The following is a 16,829-nucleotide window of genomic DNA, read 5'->3' as shown; positions in this document are numbered from 1 at the left end:
AAAATTCCTTGAGGTTTGATTTATAATTTTAAACAGTTAGTAGTCAAAATTATCTGACCGAAAAGGGCCGGACTACATGTTTCTTCTGTACTTACCGCCTACTTCAAATAAAGCGTTGGTAATCTGTCCAAGAGAACAATATTTCACGGCATCCATCATCACATTAAACAAGTTTTGCTGATTGATGGCAGCGTGTTGTAATGTTTTCAAGGCTGCTTCAGACTTATCTTCATTAGATTTCTGGAAATTATGAAGGGTTTCAATCTGAACCTGCTTTTCTTCTTCAGTTGAACGGATAACTTCTCCCGGACGAACCGTTGGCGAACCGTCTTTTCCAAGGAAAGTGTTTACTCCAATGATTGGATATTCTCCGGTATGCTTCAGCCATTCGTAATGCATGGATTCTTCCTGGATTTTCGAACGTTGGTACATGGTTTCCATTGCACCAAGAACTCCACCTCTTTCTGTAATTCTGTCGAATTCTGTGTAAACAGCTTCTTCAACTAGATCTGTCAATTCTTCAATAATAAATGAACCTTGAAGCGGATTTTCGTTTTTAGCTAAACCTAATTCTTTATTGATAATCAACTGAATCGCCATTGCTCTTCTTACAGATTGCTCAGTCGGCGTAGTAATTGCCTCGTCATAAGCGTTGGTGTGAAGTGAGTTACAGTTATCGTAGATTGCATACAATGCCTGTAAAGTCGTTCTGATATCATTAAAATCAATTTCCTGAGCGTGAAGCGAACGTCCCGAAGTTTGAATGTGATATTTCAACATCTGGCTTCTTTCGTCTGCTCCGTATTTCAGTTTCATTGCTTTTGCCCAGATTCTTCTCGCCACACGGCCAATTACTGAATATTCAGGGTCGATACCGTTGGAGAAAAAGAAAGATAAGTTAGGAGCGAAATCATTGATATCCATTCCTCTTGACAAATAATATTCAACATATGTGAAACCATTTGCCAATGTAAATGCCAACTGAGAAACCGGATTGGCACCCGCTTCTGCAATGTGATATCCTGAAATAGAAACCGAGTAGAAGTTTCTTACTTTTTCAGTAATGAAATATTCCTGAACGTCACCCATCAATCTCAAGGCAAATTCAGTAGAGAAAATACACGTATTCTGAGCCTGATCTTCTTTTAAAATATCAGCCTGAACGGTTCCACGAACGGTTGCAATCGTTTTAGCCTTAATTTCAGCATAAGCTTCTGCGGGAATTACTTCATCTCCTGTGATTCCCAATAATTTTAATCCTAAACCATTGTTTGATGGTGGTAATTCGCCGTTATATTTTGGTCTTTCTAAACCTCTGTCATCAAATTTTTCTTTAAGCTTAGCCTCAACCTGAGCCTCAAGCTTATGTTCAGCAATATATTTTTCAACATTTTGGTCGATCGCAGCATTCATAAAGAATGCCAACAACATCGGAGCTGGTCCGTTGATCGTCATTGAAACTGAAGTCATTGCATTCACCAAATCAAATCCGGAATACAATTTTTTCGCATCATCTAATGTTGCAATAGAAACTCCCGCATTTCCGATTTTACCATAAATATCCGGTGGTAGAGCAGGATCTTGTCCGTATAAAGTTACAGAGTCAAACGCTGTTGATAAACGTTTTGCATCCATTTCCGCAGAAACGTAGTGGAATCTTCTGTTGGTTCTTTCAGGGCCTCCTTCTCCCGCAAACATTCTTGTTGGATCTTCTCCTGTTCTTTTGAAAGGATAAATTCCTGCTGTATAAGGGAATCCTCCCGGAAGATTTTCCTGACCTTTCCATTTGATCAAATCACCCCAATCTGTATATTTTGGAAGAGAAATTTTTGGAATTTTTAAATGTGATAAAGATTCTGTTGAAGTTTCAACTTTAATTTCTTTTCCTCTTACAAAATACGAGTAAAACTCAGCTTTGAAAGCCTCTTTCGTATCATCCCAATTTTTCAGGAAATCGATATTCTCTTGTTGAAGATCTTTTTCAGCTTTTTGATATTCTGTATCTAAAGTTTCATTAGAAAGGAATTTTTTAACGCCTTCTATATGATACATTTTTCTTGCTAACTCAGCTTGTTTTTCAACATTAGCGTCATAAATTCTATTATTTTCAACGATTTCTGATAAATAACGAACTCTTTTGGGAGGAATTATCGTGATGTCTTCAGAAACTTCTTGTTCAACGAAACCTTGCAAGTTTAAATCAGAATATTTCTCGTTAACTTTTTCAATTAATCTATTGTATAAATCAGTTGTTCCGTGATCGTTGAATTGAGATGCTTTTGTTGCATAAACAGGCATATCATCCAACGGACTTTCCCACAATAAATGGTTTCTTTGGAACTGTTTTCTTACGGCTTGAAGTGCGTCTAACGCACCACGTTTATCAGATTTATTTAAAGCAACCAAATCTGCATAATCCAACATATCGATTTTTTCTAACTGAGTGGAAGCTCCATATTCAGGAGTCATTACGTACATTGAAACGTCCGCGAAATCTGAAACCTCTGAACCTGACTGACCGATACCAGAAGTTTCCAGGATAATCACATCTGGATGAGCTAATTTCAAGACATTTAATGCTGAATGAATAAACGGAGAAACAGAAACGTTGTTTTCTCTTGTCGCCATCGAACGCATATAAACTCTCGGATCATTAATCGCATTCATACGAATTCTGTCACCTAAAAGCGCGCCTCCTGTCTTCTTTTTCGAAGGGTCAATAGAGATAATGGCAATTTTTTTACCAGGATTTGAACGTAAGAAACGTCTTACCAATTCGTCTGTCAAGGAAGATTTTCCGGCTCCACCTGTACCTGTGATACCGATGATCGGAATATTTAAATCTTTTGATTTTTCGTCAATGGCTTTTACCAAATCTGGTTTTTCTTCTGAAAAGTTTTCGACCGCAGAAATGATTTTAGCAATGCTTGTAGAATTTTCAAAACTGATTGAATCTAAATCTTCAGCTTTAACATCTTTTCCAGTTGGAAAATCTGATCTTTTCACTAAATCATCGATCATTCCTTGAAGTCCAAGTTCACGACCGTCGTCCGGAGAATAAATTCTGTCGATTCCGTAAGCCATAATATCTTCGATTTCTTCTGGCAGGATTACACCGCCACCGCCACCAAAAATCTTGATTTGCGGAGAGTTTTTCTCTCTTAAAAGGTCATAGATATATTTAAAATATTCGTTGTGACCGCCTTGATAAGATGTTAATGCAATCGCGTTGGCATCTTCCTGAATGGCTGTGTTTACAACTTCTTCTGCTGATTTGTCGTGACCAAGGTGAATAACTTCGCATCCTGTTCCCTGAATTACACGACGCATGATATTGATCGCCGCATCATGCCCGTCGAATAACGAAGCCGCGGTTACAATTCTTACTTTGTTTGTTGGAGTATATTTTTGGGTTTCCATAAAAATCTAGAAAATTTCTGAATTCCAAATATAACAATAAATTAAAAACCATTATTCCAAGGTTAAGATGTTGATATTTAATTAGTTGACTTATTTTCTGTTAGCTGGTTTTCTCCTGCTTAACAAACATTCGTTCTGTTGTTTAGGGATTGATAAGCTCTTATTAATTTTAGAAATTTGATACAAGTGTTTTATTTTACATCAATTAAAAATTATAATCTGCGCTGATAAGTTTAAAAATGATTGCAAAATTTAATTCTTTATTTTTGCACTATATATTATAGTATGAAAAGAGCGTTGATTTATTTTGTGTTGGGAACCGGAATTATTTTTCTGATTAACTATTTGTTTATGTATGTTCAGGATCTTGGTTTAGAACTTTATTATGCTATTGCTTTTGGTCTTGCATGGGGATTGGCTTATTTTTTAGATGATGCTAAATTTTCTCTTTTCCAAAAAATGGGATTATCTTTTGGAGCAATGGCGTTTTTGGTCGCCGTGGGTGCTCTTATTTTTAGTTTAGAACTGGCAATTCCTTCTATCATTAAGTTTTCTACTGTTTTTGTGGCTTATTATCTATTTGCAAGTTTCAGAGGAAGTAAGTCGTTGCGCAATTAATCTTGAAATTATAAAGCGGTCTACTGTAAAGGCTTGTTTAAGGTTCATCAAAATTATTTCCCCGACCCTAAAGGGAGTAATTTTAATGAAATTTTCAAGAGGTCTTCTCTCCCTTTATGGTTAGGTAAAAGAAAAATGCCTTGAGAATTTTATTTTTAAAGAATTTATTTCACCTATTTTTAAAAAAAAACAAAGATTAAAGAGGAATAGGCATTATGGATTTTTTCAATTTATTTAAGTTAATCTTTCTTTCACTTTATGTGCAATGATGTTTTCGAATCTTTATATAATAGTTAACTTATTAATTGTCATTGTTTTTACTTTAGTTTAAAATATATTTTCAGATTAGAAAAATATTTGTACCTTTGCACACCCTTTTAGGGGTAAATTATGTTTAATCTTTAACTAAAACGTGTGAATACATTAAGTTACAAAACTGTTTCAGCGAACAAAGCTACTGCGAATAAAGAATGGGTTGTGGTAGACGCTGAAGGACAGCCGTTAGGAAGACTAGCTTCTACGGTTGCAAAGATTTTGAGAGGTAAGCACAAAGCAAACTTTACACCTCACGTAGATTGTGGTGATAATGTTATTGTTTTGAATGCTGGGAAAGTTACTCTTTCAGGAAATAAGTGGAACGATAAGACTTACATCTGGCATACAGGTTATCCTGGTGGACAGAAGTCTATGACAGCTCTTGAACTTCAGAAAAAAGACTCTTTAAAAGTATTGGAAAAATCTGTAAAAGGTATGCTTCCAAAAACTAGATTAGGATCTGCATTGCTTAAAAACCTTTATTTATATGAAGGAACTGAGCACAAGCATGAAGCTCAACAGCCTAAAACAATTAATGTTAACGAATTTAAATAATTAATTATGTCTATAGTTCACAAAATCGGAAGAAGAAAAACTTCTGTAGCGAGAGTTTATGTAAGACCAGGTTCTGGAGTTATTACAGTAAACGGTAAAGAGGCTGCAACTTATTTCTCTACAGACGTGATGGTTTATAAACTAAACCAGCCGTTCATCCTTTCTGAAACTGTTGGTCAGTACGACGTTACCGTAAATGTTTTCGGTGGTGGTAATACAGGTCAGGCAGAAGCTATCAGATTAGGTATTTCTAGAGCACTTTGCGAGATCAATGCTGAATTCAGATTAGCATTGAAGCCTGCAGGTTTACTTACGAGAGACGCAAGAATGGTAGAAAGAAAGAAACCAGGTCAGAAAAAAGCAAGAAAGAGATTCCAGTTCTCAAAACGTTAATTTTCAGACTTCAGATCGAAGGTATCAGATTTCAGAATTTTTTCAATCTGTTCTCTTATATCTGAAAACTATTTATCAAAACAAAAAAATTGCCCGTTACGTTTAGCATCCAAACACTTCTCCCATCTAAAGAAGTTGTTGATTGTTTAAGAAACGGAAAGTAAACTAACAAAAACAGAAAACATGGCAAAAGCAAATGTAAAAGACCTTCTAGAGGCTGGTGTACACTTCGGTCACATGACTAGAAAGTGGAATCCAAATATGGCTCCGTACATTTTTATGGAGAAAAACGGTATTCACATTGTAGACTTACATAAAACAGCAGTTAAGTTGGATGAAGCGTGCAGCGCTTTAGAAAAATTAACTTCTGCAGGTAAAAAAGTTCTTTTCGTAGCTACTAAGAAGCAAGCGAAAGAGGTGGTTGCTAAGCACGCTGCTGAACTTAATATGCCTTATATTACAGAAAGATGGCCGGGTGGTATGTTAACAAACTTTGTTACTATCAGAAAGGCGGTAAAGAAAATGAACCATATCGACAAAATGAAAAAAGACGGTACGTTCGAAACTTTATCTAAAAAAGAAAGATTACAAGTTGACAGACAAAGAGCTAATTTAGAGAAAAACTTAGGTTCTATCTCTGACATGGTGCGTCTTCCTTCTGCAATCTTCGTTGTAGATATCATGAGAGAACACATCGCTGTAACTGAAGCTAAGAAATTAGGTATTCCAGTTTTCGGTATTGTTGATACAAACTCTGACCCAAGAAAAGTAGACTTCGTTATCCCAGGAAACGATGATGCTTCAAAATCTATCGATATGATCTTAAACGTAGTTTCAGATTCTATCAAAGAAGGTCAGTCTCAGAGAAAAGCTGATAAAGAAAAATCTAAAGAAGAAGGTGAAGTAGTTTCTGCTGATAAAGATGCAGATTTCGATTCTGCTGAATAATCTGAAGATTATCTTTAAAATAATAAAAACCGCTGAAGTGATTCGGCGGTTTTTGCTTTTTATGTGTAAGAATATTATTTTTTCTTCTTCTTTTTAGGAGAAATGATTTGCTTTGTTTTTGTTTTTTCTGAATTTTTCTCTGATTTGTTTTCTGCGATAAAAACTTTTGTATCGCTTGCTTTAAATCCGGGATTTTGTAAAACTATAACCAGACTTTTGCTAATATCTTTCGAACTCCGATATTTTACATCACATACATTTCCCGAGAATGTATAAGAATCTTTATTTAAAACAATAAAATTTTCACCTTTTGCAGGAACTGCAAGATTGTAAAATTGCTTTCCGGATATTTCTAAAACCAAATCACAATCAGAATTATTTTTAAGTAAAACAATGGCTTCGTTGTGATTAATATCTTCATTAAACATATTATTCAAAAGCTTTTTAGTTTTTTCTTTATGCTCTTCAGAGCTTTCAGACATCAGCTTTTTAAAAACTGCCTGATTGGCTTCTGTATTTTTTTTATTGCTTAAAGGATCAGGTAAATCTATGAAAACAGGTCGTGCCTCCATAGGTTTTGCATTTTTTGCGCCTTTCGTCCATGCAGCATTTTTCAATGCAATGATGCGCTGTTTTAGAATTCTGTTTTTAGGATCTTCGGGATGTGCTTTCCCAAGATATTCTTCAATCTCATCGATATTTGTGCTTTTAATAATATCGCCTTTACCAGTATTGCTGGCACAGGATAAAAAAATGAGACCGAAGAAGAAAAAAGTAAATGTTTTTTTCTTCATCAAATTGTGTTTTTAAATTATTTCTGAATGCTATTCAGAAATTTCATTCTTACAAAGATAAACAATTAAGGCATAAGTTGTTTAGTTTGATAATTTTATGCTAAATGAACCTGCAATGTATTTTGTTTTCTGATATACTGAATTGCAAAGCATCCCCGACAGGTTGTAATTCTGATTTTTCGGTACCATTGCCGATCCGGTTTTATTAGCGGCAATAGGAATTTTTTTGAAGTAGTTATTACCACTGATTGTTAAGACCATATTACAATTCGACTTATTTTCCACAGAAACAGATACGTTTGGGCTGTTTGACGAATCATTCAATAGACTGTTTAAAACATCTGTCGTTTCCGGTTTATACGTTTTTATTAACGCTTGATATTCTCTTTCAGTTTGGGCAGCAGGGTTTATTTTTGTTCCTGTATTCGAAGTTGAAGCATGTGGTTGAGGTTTTCTTACGGGTTGTTTAACCGTATGATTATTGCTGCCGCAACTGTTAAGAAACAGCGTAATAAAAAGAGAGACGATAAGAAATGTTTTCATGTTACTATTTAGATTTCAATTTAGGCTTTATATTAAACTCAGAATTTCCTGCTTTATTGCCATAAAAAAAGCTGCAAAATTATTTACAGCTTAAAAACAGATTTAATTAATCCTGAATTTTATATAGGTAATTGTTTTTCCTTTTGCTGAAAACAATTCTTCATAATATGTTCTGATATCTCTTAAGTGAGGCGTATTCGGATCATATTCTAAAGCTCCGTAGATGTCGTGATGTGCAGAAATGATTTCGTAGCCAGCACCTTGAAGATAACCCAAAGTATAACCGTGCAAAAATTCTGAATCGGTTTTTAAATGTACAATTCCACCCGGCTTTAAAAATTTTTTATATCTTTCAAGGAAATCAGGATGCGTCAATCTGTGTTTGGTTCGCTTATATTTAATCTGCGGATCAGGGAAAGTAATCCAGATTTCATCAACTTCGTTTTCCGCAAAATAATATTCTACCAATTCGATTTGCGATCTTAGAAAACCAACATTGTGCATTCCGTTTTCTACGGCTTCTTTGGCTCCAAACCAGAATCTTGCTCCTTTTATATCAATTCCGATAAAGTTTTTATCAGTGAAAGTTTTTGCAAGACCTACCGTATATTCACCTTTTCCACAACCTAATTCTAAAACGATGGGTTGATCGTTTTTAAAGAAATCTTTTCTCCAGTTTCCTTTCAGTTCAAAACCATTGAGAGCTTTTTCTCTTGTAGGTTGTACAACGTTTGGTAATGTTTTATTTTCTGCGAATCTTCTTAATTTATTTTTGCCCATGAATTATATATGAAATGCCGCAAAATTACGAAAATTATGCAGCATTTAAATTTTTAAATCGAAACGAAAAATAAGAGATTCGGGAACCTATTTTGATGAGCTTCCGAGAGCCACCATTAATGGTTTTTGAATAGTTTTCTGTGATGCATACTGTGCGCCGCAAACAATACTTGAGAATAGATAATCTCCTTTTTGTACCACAATAGAATTGTCGCCATGAGCCGGAACAGGAAGTCTGTATTTTGTATTCCCAACGCCTTCTATTCGTACGATAATGTTACAGTCAGATTTATTCTCAATCATCACGATGCATTCTTTTGAGTTCGGATCGTTATCAAATAAAGAGTTCAGGATTTTTACTGTTTTATTTTTATGTTCAACAGGATTTTCTCCCATCAGCATATTAAATTCTGAAGCTTCTGTATCTGCAATTACTTTGGTGTTTTTTGCAGCAGCAGAAGCGGTTACATATACATTTTGTGCTGTACTTGGCGTATAAACAACAGCAGACTGACCCACTTGTAATTGCTTTTGGTATTTTAAGATTTGTTTTTGTTTAATCATCGCATTCATCTCCTCAAAAGAAACTTTTGTAGATGGCCCTCTTCTCAGCCTCGCCAGATTTTCCTGCATTTCCCGTACTTTTTTATCACCCGGCGGAGCGTTTTTGATATAATCTTTCATGAAATCCATCACTCTAGGTTTCAGAACAGATCTTCGTGGGTCATCAGGATGTGCGTCTCTCAGGAAGGCATTGATTTCATATATATTCTTACTTTTAAGAATATTGCTGTAGTCTTTGCCTTGCCTCTGCGCAGAAAATGATACAAATAGTAAAGTGGTGAAAAGTAAAACTAACTTTTTCATTGAATAATATATTTGGTGATGCGGTCTAAACTAACTTTCTGAAAATTATTTAAACCCTTGGTGAAGTATTGATTTCATTAAAATTAAACAAATTTCAAAAGATAATATTGTTTAAAGTGTCAAGATTTAATTTTTTAACTAAAAAAACGAATCATTATTTAACAACCTCCTGAAGATGAGAATTTTTTAATCTTCTTTGATAAATAGGAAGATATTTTTCGATAGGTAATTTTACAGCATCAAAATTTCCGCTTTGTATATACACTTCGATATTTTCGGAAGTATAGACAAATTGTAAAAAGTTGTCGATAAGGTTTTCAGGAATCTTCAGTCGTGTGAAATAATCTTTACCCAAATAATTTTTGATGTTGGTTACCGAGCTGTTCATTCTTTCATAAGCAACCAAACGCTGTTTTTTCTTACGATCACCAGAAAGAATATCAAATATGCTTTCTAAGCTGAAGGTAAGGCCGCCGTCTCTAAAGCCAGCCACAGGAAGTTCGGGCGATGTGCCGTCACCTTTTGGCTCGGGAAGACCAATTACTTTTTTCAGGGCAAGCGCCTTATCTTCTTTACGGATAGAATTTACATCATATCTCAAATTTCCGGTAGGCCGGAATCTGCTGATCACTACTTCCTGAATGTCGTAATACGCAACTTTTAATTCAACCAGATTTTTAGAATCAAACATTTGTGGCGTAAGCTTTACATCTTTTCTTTCTGTAATAATTGATGTAAAGCGAATGATATCTCCGGGATCTGCTTTTATATTAAATTCTCCACTATACGAGGTAAGCACAGTTTTGAGCGTTGTAAGGTTGGTGACATAAACCTGATTAAGATAAAGCACAGAATTGTCTCGTAAAAACACTTCACCGGAAAAATTCTGTGCATTAATTTTACTTATAAAAACCAACAATATAATTAAAAAGAGTTTCTTCATATGTCGTGCAAAATTACATAAGAAATAGGTCAGTTTTTACGTGAGATTTATCAATATGTGGTTAAAATTATATTAAACTTTATACCAAACTGTTAATGTATGTTATAGAAAATAATTTTAGATTAAAAATTAATGATTATTTATCCCAAAGACTGTTGTTTCGGTGTTTCACCAATAACCAGCTCGAAAATTTCACGGTCGTTACATTACCAAGTTCTGTCCAGCTTATAAAATACCAATACGTTGCGGTAGAAACCGGTCTTCCTTTCATGTTGCCGTCCCATGTAAATTTATTCGAAGGCGTTCCACGGAAAACTTCGGCACCGTATCTGTCAAAAATTCTAAATTCAAGATTCTCTTTGTTCATCAACGCTGAATAATCTATTTCGTCATTTCTGCCGTCGCCATTTGGGGTTATTGTATTAATTAAATTAATGATTACAAAGTCTTTTTTCACAATGTCGCAATTCTGCGAATCTCTTACATAGATCGTGTAAGTTCCTCGTCCTACATTAGTAAATATATTTGAGGTCTGCCAAATGAAGCCGTCAAGCGAATATTCATAAGCGGGTGTACCGCCACTTACACCGATTGTCACTGTAGAACCGTTGATTTCGATTGATGTAATCACCGGTAAAGTAGATTCTGAAACGTTTACAAATTGTCTGTAAACACAACCGTCAAAAGTAAGCTCAACCCAATAATTTCCTGCCGGAACATTAGAAATTTCAGGTGTTGTAGCGCCTGTACTCCAAAGATAAGCATCAAATCCCGGCCCGGCATCTAAGTTTGTTTTAGTTTTAGGACAAACTACTTTATCTACTAATACATCCGACTTTTTCGGAACTTTAAGGTTGATTCTTATTGTTGCTACATCCGGACAGAAACCACTTTTCTCAAATCTTAAGTAATATGTATGAGATCCGGTAAGGGTTACTGCTGAGCTGATTGGCGAAACATCGTTCTGTGCATCGGCAAGAGTTGCATGATAACTAACGGTAACAAACGGATCTAAAGTAAACTGATTGACGAAAAATGATAAATTCATCGGTTTTATTCCATCTAAATCATCATCACAAAAAGTAGTAGTGAGCGTATTTTTAAGTAAAGTCAGTTTTGTGCCAACCGTAAAATTGATCTGCTGAATTACTGGTGCGCATCCATCCGGAGATTCTACTCTAATAAAAATAGTCGTATTGGTGTTGTAGCTCCAGTTGTTTGGAAGCGTATTGGCATTTCCTACATTGGCATCTGCGAGCTGAGCATAATATCTTACATTGGTAAAATAAGCCGGATTATTCAGTATTAACTGTGTAATGTCAGAAAGAACAACATTTACAGTTCCGTCCAGATTTTCATCACACTGATTTCCCATATTTGCCGGAGTGACGACTGCCAAAGGAAACAGATTTAGAGTAATCTGTGCAATGTTTTTACATCCTGTAGGGTTTTTTGCAACAGCATAAACAATGGTTCCGTTAGGTGCAGAATAGGTATTTGGAACAGTAATTAATGCTGCTAAGTTTTCGTTTTGTGCATCAAATAAAGTAGGATAATAAGTAATCGTTACCGGAGTATTTGTAGTAACAATGGCCGATGTAAGGTTAAAAGTTCCGTTGCCGTTGATATTACAGGCGTTTAACGTTGCATTGTTTACAGTTACAGGTTGAATATTAAGGGTTACCGTAACGGTTTCGCAATCTGTAAAGTTCGGGTCGTTTCCGCAGAAAGTATACACAAAAGTATCTGTTCCTGCAGCTGCAGGATTGGTCGACGTGTAGGTAATAACTCCAGTGGCAGCATTAATGGTTGCTGTTCCTAACGTTGGCGCCGTGGTAATAGCAACAGTCGAGGCTACCGGAGTCTGCGTAGAAGTAGTGAAGGTAGGAGTAATAACTTTTGTGTCGCAAATGTTGTACGTCACAGCAGTTTGTTTCATACAATTTAAAACTTTAAAAGGTGCTGTAACAAGTGGGGCACAGGTTCCCATAGTTACGGAACAAGTGTAATTTCCTGATCCGGTAGGCGTATAAGTAGACGATGTAGCTCCCGGAATAAGTACTCCGCCAACATACCATTGATAAGAATCATAGATAATAGGATCTACGGTGAGTATAATTCCCGGCACACAGTCTCCGCCGGATTTTAAGATCACTGGCTGTGTTGAGAATCCTGCGAAGAATCCACCATATCCTACAGCGTCGCTTCCTGCGGTAATTCCTGCAGTAATTGCCTTTGTAGAATTAACGGTAATTGTTCCTGTAGTGTTGGGGATGCCATACGTTACCCAATTGGTTGTACCGGTCATATCAAACGGTCCTGTGCCTGCGGGCGGCGGGTTTCCGTTTACCAAAACGGTAGCTCCTTTTTCGGTAATAAGATTTAATTTTGTTGGAATAGCAAGAATTCCTGTAGGATTGTTGTTGGTATGTACAAAGTTTTCATTAATTAATCCTATTTCATCAATCTGTTTCGGCAGGTAACAATTGAGCCCCGGAATAAAATTAAAACCACCTGTTGCTACTTCATTTCCTGTGGTGGCGGCACCGGCAAGCATTTGATAAACGTAAGCGTTTTTGCTTGTTACGATATACAGGTTGTAATGTCCGGTTCCCTGAAGCTGATATTTTGTATCCGGTATCACAAAATATTGTCCGGTATTCAGGTTGGCAATAGGTATCAATTCATTATTTACATATACAGCCGTATTGTCTTGAGTGGCAATTACTAATGCACCTTCCATGTTACTGCCAATATTCCCGTTACCTTTTACAAGAGCAAATGTGCTCCCAAGCTGGCTGACCGGTATCGACTGATCCATTAAAATATCTGAGCTGTTAGGATTATTTCCGGAATATTGTCCGTTGAAATTTCCGTTGGTGATGTTTACAGGTTTGGTGGCGACAATTTTAGCGCCTATAAAGCCGTCAGAATTTCCGGCAATATCTCCAATACCGTCAATAATATATGATTGCCCTTTGTTTAATGTGAAAGTAAGTGTAGGGTTGGTTGCACCTGTTGTACCGTTCGAAAACTGTACTGTATTTTTGTAGCCGGATACAGTAACTGTTGTATTGTCTTCAGTTGCCAAAACACTCGTCATAAAATTAAGAATAACGTTATTCACTGTAATAGGAGCGGTGGCTGCGTGAAAAGTCGTTCCCGTGGAAGCAATTCCTTTTGAGGTAATAATTTCGGCATGATTAAAAACCGAAAATCTCAGGTTGGCGTAGAAAGGAAAATCGGCCTTTACATACAGCCCTTTTGATGTGGGTGTAAAAAGATCTGTCTGCTGAGTCGTAATGATATAATCTCGCAAGACATCAAATTTCTGGGGATTGTTTTTGCTGATAGTGACGGTGCCAATAATGATATTGTTATTGTATATGGTAACCGCAAACGGAGTTGTACGGTTTGTTGAAAGATAAAGTTTTTGATATGGGTTTGGGTTTCCGGTACGATCTACCATAGGCGCAAACCAGTGTTCTCTATCCAATTGAGCAAGTGAAGTAGAGAATATATAAAAAATAAGGAAAAAAGATAGAATTTTCTTCATTTTGAACTTGAGTTTAGCACAAATTTAATAATAAAATGCGTTAATTGTTTTAAAAATAAACAAAAACCACGATTTGATATCGTGGTTTTTTGATAATATTAAATTAAAAATTAATTATTCTCTGTTTTTCACTAAAATCCAGCCTGAGAATTTGATTGGAGTTTTTGTTTTTGTTTCGTTCCAGGTAATGCTAAACCAATAATTTCCTGTAGAAACTTTTTTAGTTTTATTGATGGTCCCGTCCCATATATAACCGGTGTCTTTGTTTCCTTCGAAGATTTTTATGCCATAACGATCAAAGATACCTAATACCAAATTTGGTTTATTGGCAAGGGCAGAATAATCTAAAACATCATTAATTCCGTCTGAGTTTGGAGTAATTACATTAATGATATTAGGAATTGTAATCGTTACTTCAATCGGTACACAGCTGAATGTATCTCTTACATATACTTTAACATCACCTCTAGGAAGATCTGTAAATACGTTTGAAGACTGCCAATTGATATTGTTAATTGAATATTCGTAAGGGGCAACACCTCCTGTAACGTATACTGTAATGTTTGTCGTAGAAACTTCAATGTTTGTAATAACTGGCTGCTCAGAAGCATATACTTTTACAGCTTGTTTGGTAATACAGTCTCCTGTTTTCAGTTTTACCCAATATGTTCCTACTCCTACGTCGCTGATCGTTTGGGTAGTATCTCCTGTGCTCCATTCGTATCCGTCAAATCCTGGTCCTGCATCCAGTACTGTTTTGTCTTCTATACAAATTACTTTATCTACCAATACTGCAGATTCTACAGGTGGCAAAACGACCAAGGTTATTTTGGCAACACGGTAGCATCCGTTTGCATTGCTTACTCTTACATATGCCACACCGTTTGGTGCAATATAATTATCTGGAGTCAAGATCTCATTCGTCTGATTGTTGGCATCAGTTAACGATGGATAATATTTTTTTGTAGCCCCAAGTTGGGTCGTTACAGTAGCGTCTGTAAGATCAAATAATCCTGTTGCGATATTGTCTTCAAGGAAGCAGGTTCTTAATGTTGCATCATTTACGACCGGGCTTTCTGCTACGGTAAGCGTAAGGGTAATCTGCTCACAGTCTACGAATTCGGGATCGTTTCCGCAGAATTTATAAACAATTGTATCTGTACCTACAAAGCCGTTGTTTGGAGTATATCCAATAACACCCGTTGTAGGATTGATGATTGCTGTACCATTAGCAGGCGGTGTAATGATCTGAACACTACTTGGAGAAAATGTTTGACCGGATGTAGTAAATTGTGGAACGATATTTAAATATCCCTCACACACTGTTTTGGTTTGAGCAGTTTCCTGAAGACAAGTAAATACTTTAAATACAGGAGTGATTGCCGGCAAACACGATCCTACAGTAATTCTTACCGTATAGTTTCCTGCAATTGTTGGTGTATAAATATTACCGTTGGCTCCCGGAATTGCAACATCGTTTCTGAACCATTGATAGGTATCGTAACTGTCGTCAACTTCTAAAACAAGACCAGGTATACATTCTCCTGTTTGTTTTGCAATAAGCGGAATAGATGAGAATCCTGCAAAATATCCTCCATATCCTGCTGAGCTATATCCTCCATTAGCTCCTGCGGTAACTGCTTTATTAGACTGAACTGCAACATTTCCAGATATTCCGGAAATAGCATACGTTACCCAGTTTGTATTACCTGTCAAAGTAAACGGACCCTGTGCAGCAGTCGGAGTAATTGGTGCACCACCATTTACCGTATAAGTAACAGTAGCTCCTGCTTCAGTTATAATATTTAGTTTAAATAAGAAAGTACTTGTAGGCTGTCCGCTTGTTGTAGCAGTGGTCGGCATTTCAGAAATTTTACCAATTTCATCAATTTTTCTAGGAAGAAAACAGTTCAAAGGTGGAATATAGTTGTATCCTCCGTTGTTTCTTGCGTTTGCCTGGTTTCCTGCTACCAATTGATAGAGGTATACATTTTTTGTGGTTCTTACATAAACATTGTAATGCGAGTTACCCTGATTAATGTATGCATTATCTAATATTCTGTAGAAATCTCCTTCATTGATGGTCGCAACAGGTGTGGCGCCATTGTTTAAGTAAATTTCGGTATTGTTTTCGGTTGCTATAATAATACCGCCTTCCATATTGTATCCGGTATTTAAAGTAGCTAAGGTTCTGATCATTCCAAATTCCTTCCCTAAACGATTTGTGGGAACGGATTGATCTAAAATTAAATCAGATCCGTCTGTTCCTGTTCCGTTGGCGTAGAATCCGTTTGAATTTCCATTTGTTACAGAAATTGGTTTATTGGATGTTATTTTGGATCCAATAAAACCTGTTAAGTTGGCGGGAGCATTTGCTTCACCAGCTAACACATACGACTGGCCTTTGTTTAAAGTGAAAGTAGTCGTTAAAGGTGGAGTCAAATTATTGATGAATTGTATGTTTGCGTCATACCCGGAAACTGTTACCGTAGTACCATCTTCCGTTGCCATAATTCCAGTTGTGAAATTATAAGACGTGGCTGTTGTATTTGTTATTGGTGCAGCGGCAGCATAAAATGTTGTTCCGATCCCTGCCTTTCCTTTAGATGTTAAAATCTCGCCATGAGAACCGTTGTATATTCTTAAGGTTAAAAAATAGGGTTTGTCTCCTTTTGTGTAGATCCCTTTATTGATAACCGCAGATGCATCAGAATCATTGGTTAGCTCAATTATATTACTGGATGCAGGAGGAATTTGAAATACCTTGGGATTTCCTTTCTGAATATTAACAGTTCCTATTGCAGTTCCGTTACTATAGATTGTAACATCAAATGGAGTTGTAGAGTCTGTTGAAAAATATAGCCCATGATTGTAGGTCGTATTTGAGCTGTCAAAGTATGGTGCTATCCAGTGCTCTGTATCTCTCTGGGCAAATAGTATATTGATGCTAAAAATCATCAATAAAAAGGTGAGTAAAAGTTTTCTCATAATGTAGAATTAGGATTTGTACAAAAATAATAGAATATTTTAAAAGTATTGTGAAAATAAGTCAAAAAGTGTCAAAAATAAGTAATAAAAAGCCACAACCTTTACGTTG

At 36.1% G+C, this 16,829-nt stretch carries 12 protein-coding genes; 4 read left to right on the top strand and 8 right to left on the bottom strand.

Annotated features, from left to right (window positions below):
* Positions 1-72 precede the first annotated feature (72 nt).
* Positions 73-3,420: a methylmalonyl-CoA mutase family protein gene (locus tag EG358_RS19205; protein WP_115596458.1), complete on the bottom strand. Its 3,348-nt coding sequence runs from the start codon at positions 3,418-3,420 to the stop codon at positions 73-75.
* Positions 3,421-3,705: 285 nt separating this feature from the next.
* On the opposite strand from EG358_RS19205, the gene EG358_RS19200 reads away from it, so the two are divergent.
* The 4 genes from EG358_RS19200 to rpsB all read left to right on the top strand — a co-directional run bounded on the left by EG358_RS19200 (position 3,706) and on the right by rpsB (position 6,249).
* The gene (locus EG358_RS19200; RefSeq protein WP_076560385.1) at positions 3,706-4,038 is read left to right on the top strand and encodes a hypothetical protein; all 333 of its coding nucleotides are present in this window, start codon (positions 3,706-3,708) and stop codon (positions 4,036-4,038) included.
* Between the two features lie 414 nt (positions 4,039-4,452).
* Positions 4,453-4,908 (top strand): 50S ribosomal protein L13, encoded by a 456-nt coding sequence (rplM, locus tag EG358_RS19195; RefSeq protein ID WP_076560384.1) that lies wholly within the window; start codon positions 4,453-4,455, stop codon positions 4,906-4,908.
* Between the two features lie 6 nt (positions 4,909-4,914).
* Positions 4,915-5,301 (top strand): 30S ribosomal protein S9, encoded by a 387-nt coding sequence (rpsI, locus tag EG358_RS19190; protein WP_076560382.1) that lies wholly within the window; start codon positions 4,915-4,917, stop codon positions 5,299-5,301.
* Between the two features lie 183 nt (positions 5,302-5,484).
* Positions 5,485-6,249 carry a 30S ribosomal protein S2 gene (gene rpsB, locus EG358_RS19185; RefSeq protein ID WP_076560380.1) on the top strand — a complete coding sequence of 255 codons (765 nt, stop codon included), beginning with the start codon at positions 5,485-5,487 and terminating at the stop codon, positions 6,247-6,249.
* Positions 6,250-6,323: 74 nt separating this feature from the next.
* Here the strand turns inward: rpsB and EG358_RS19180 are convergent, their stop codons facing one another.
* The 7 genes from EG358_RS19180 to EG358_RS19150 form a co-directional block, all read right to left on the bottom strand.
* Positions 6,324-7,043 carry a DUF6759 domain-containing protein gene (locus EG358_RS19180; RefSeq protein ID WP_076560378.1) on the bottom strand — a complete coding sequence of 240 codons (720 nt, stop codon included), beginning with the start codon at positions 7,041-7,043 and terminating at the stop codon, positions 6,324-6,326.
* Positions 7,044-7,124: 81 nt separating this feature from the next.
* Positions 7,125-7,586 (bottom strand): DUF6759 domain-containing protein, encoded by a 462-nt coding sequence (locus EG358_RS19175; protein ID WP_076560376.1) that lies wholly within the window; start codon positions 7,584-7,586, stop codon positions 7,125-7,127.
* Between the two features lie 102 nt (positions 7,587-7,688).
* Entirely contained in the window at positions 7,689-8,366 is a 678-nt protein-coding gene (gene trmB, locus EG358_RS19170) for a tRNA (guanosine(46)-N7)-methyltransferase TrmB (protein ID WP_076560374.1), read from the bottom strand.
* An 87-nt stretch (positions 8,367-8,453) separates the two neighbouring features.
* Complete coding sequence (locus EG358_RS19165; protein ID WP_076560372.1) at positions 8,454-9,233, bottom strand: DUF6759 domain-containing protein; 780 nt, start codon at positions 9,231-9,233, stop codon at positions 8,454-8,456.
* A gap of 154 nt (positions 9,234-9,387) precedes the next feature.
* Positions 9,388-10,176, bottom strand: a complete 789-nt coding sequence (locus EG358_RS19160; RefSeq protein WP_083677031.1) for a hypothetical protein — start codon at positions 10,174-10,176, stop codon at positions 9,388-9,390.
* Positions 10,177-10,312: 136 nt separating this feature from the next.
* Positions 10,313-13,732, bottom strand: a complete 3,420-nt coding sequence (locus EG358_RS19155) for a T9SS type B sorting domain-containing protein (RefSeq protein WP_076560368.1) — start codon at positions 13,730-13,732, stop codon at positions 10,313-10,315.
* A 114-nt stretch (positions 13,733-13,846) separates the two neighbouring features.
* The gene (locus EG358_RS19150; protein WP_076560367.1) at positions 13,847-16,720 is read right to left on the bottom strand and encodes a T9SS type B sorting domain-containing protein; all 2,874 of its coding nucleotides are present in this window, start codon (positions 16,718-16,720) and stop codon (positions 13,847-13,849) included.
* Positions 16,721-16,829 lie beyond the last annotated feature (109 nt).

The organism is Chryseobacterium indoltheticum (assembly GCF_003815915.1).
Taxonomy (GTDB): domain Bacteria; phylum Bacteroidota; class Bacteroidia; order Flavobacteriales; family Weeksellaceae; genus Chryseobacterium; species Chryseobacterium indoltheticum.
This window is presented reverse-complemented; position numbering and strand designations above follow the sequence as displayed.

Bases quoted from the DNA above. Each gene is read 5' to 3' on its own strand.
- trmB (WP_076560374.1), bottom strand. From the start codon at position 8,366: ATGGGCAAAAATAAATTAAGAAGATTCGCAGAAAATAAAACATTACCA.
- EG358_RS19205 (WP_115596458.1), bottom strand. From the start codon at position 3,420: ATGGAAACCCAAAAATATACTCCAACAAACAAAGTAAGAATTGTAACC.
- EG358_RS19160 (WP_083677031.1), bottom strand. From the start codon at position 10,176: ATGAAGAAACTCTTTTTAATTATATTGTTGGTTTTTATAAGTAAAATT.
- EG358_RS19200 (WP_076560385.1), top strand. From the start codon at position 3,706: ATGAAAAGAGCGTTGATTTATTTTGTGTTGGGAACCGGAATTATTTTT.
- EG358_RS19150 (WP_076560367.1), bottom strand. From the start codon at position 16,720: ATGAGAAAACTTTTACTCACCTTTTTATTGATGATTTTTAGCATCAAT.
- rpsB (WP_076560380.1), top strand. From the start codon at position 5,485: ATGGCAAAAGCAAATGTAAAAGACCTTCTAGAGGCTGGTGTACACTTC.
- EG358_RS19175 (WP_076560376.1), bottom strand. From the start codon at position 7,586: ATGAAAACATTTCTTATCGTCTCTCTTTTTATTACGCTGTTTCTTAAC.
- EG358_RS19165 (WP_076560372.1), bottom strand. From the start codon at position 9,233: ATGAAAAAGTTAGTTTTACTTTTCACCACTTTACTATTTGTATCATTT.
- EG358_RS19155 (WP_076560368.1), bottom strand. From the start codon at position 13,732: ATGAAGAAAATTCTATCTTTTTTCCTTATTTTTTATATATTCTCTACT.
- EG358_RS19180 (WP_076560378.1), bottom strand. From the start codon at position 7,043: ATGAAGAAAAAAACATTTACTTTTTTCTTCTTCGGTCTCATTTTTTTA.
- rpsI (WP_076560382.1), top strand. From the start codon at position 4,915: ATGTCTATAGTTCACAAAATCGGAAGAAGAAAAACTTCTGTAGCGAGA.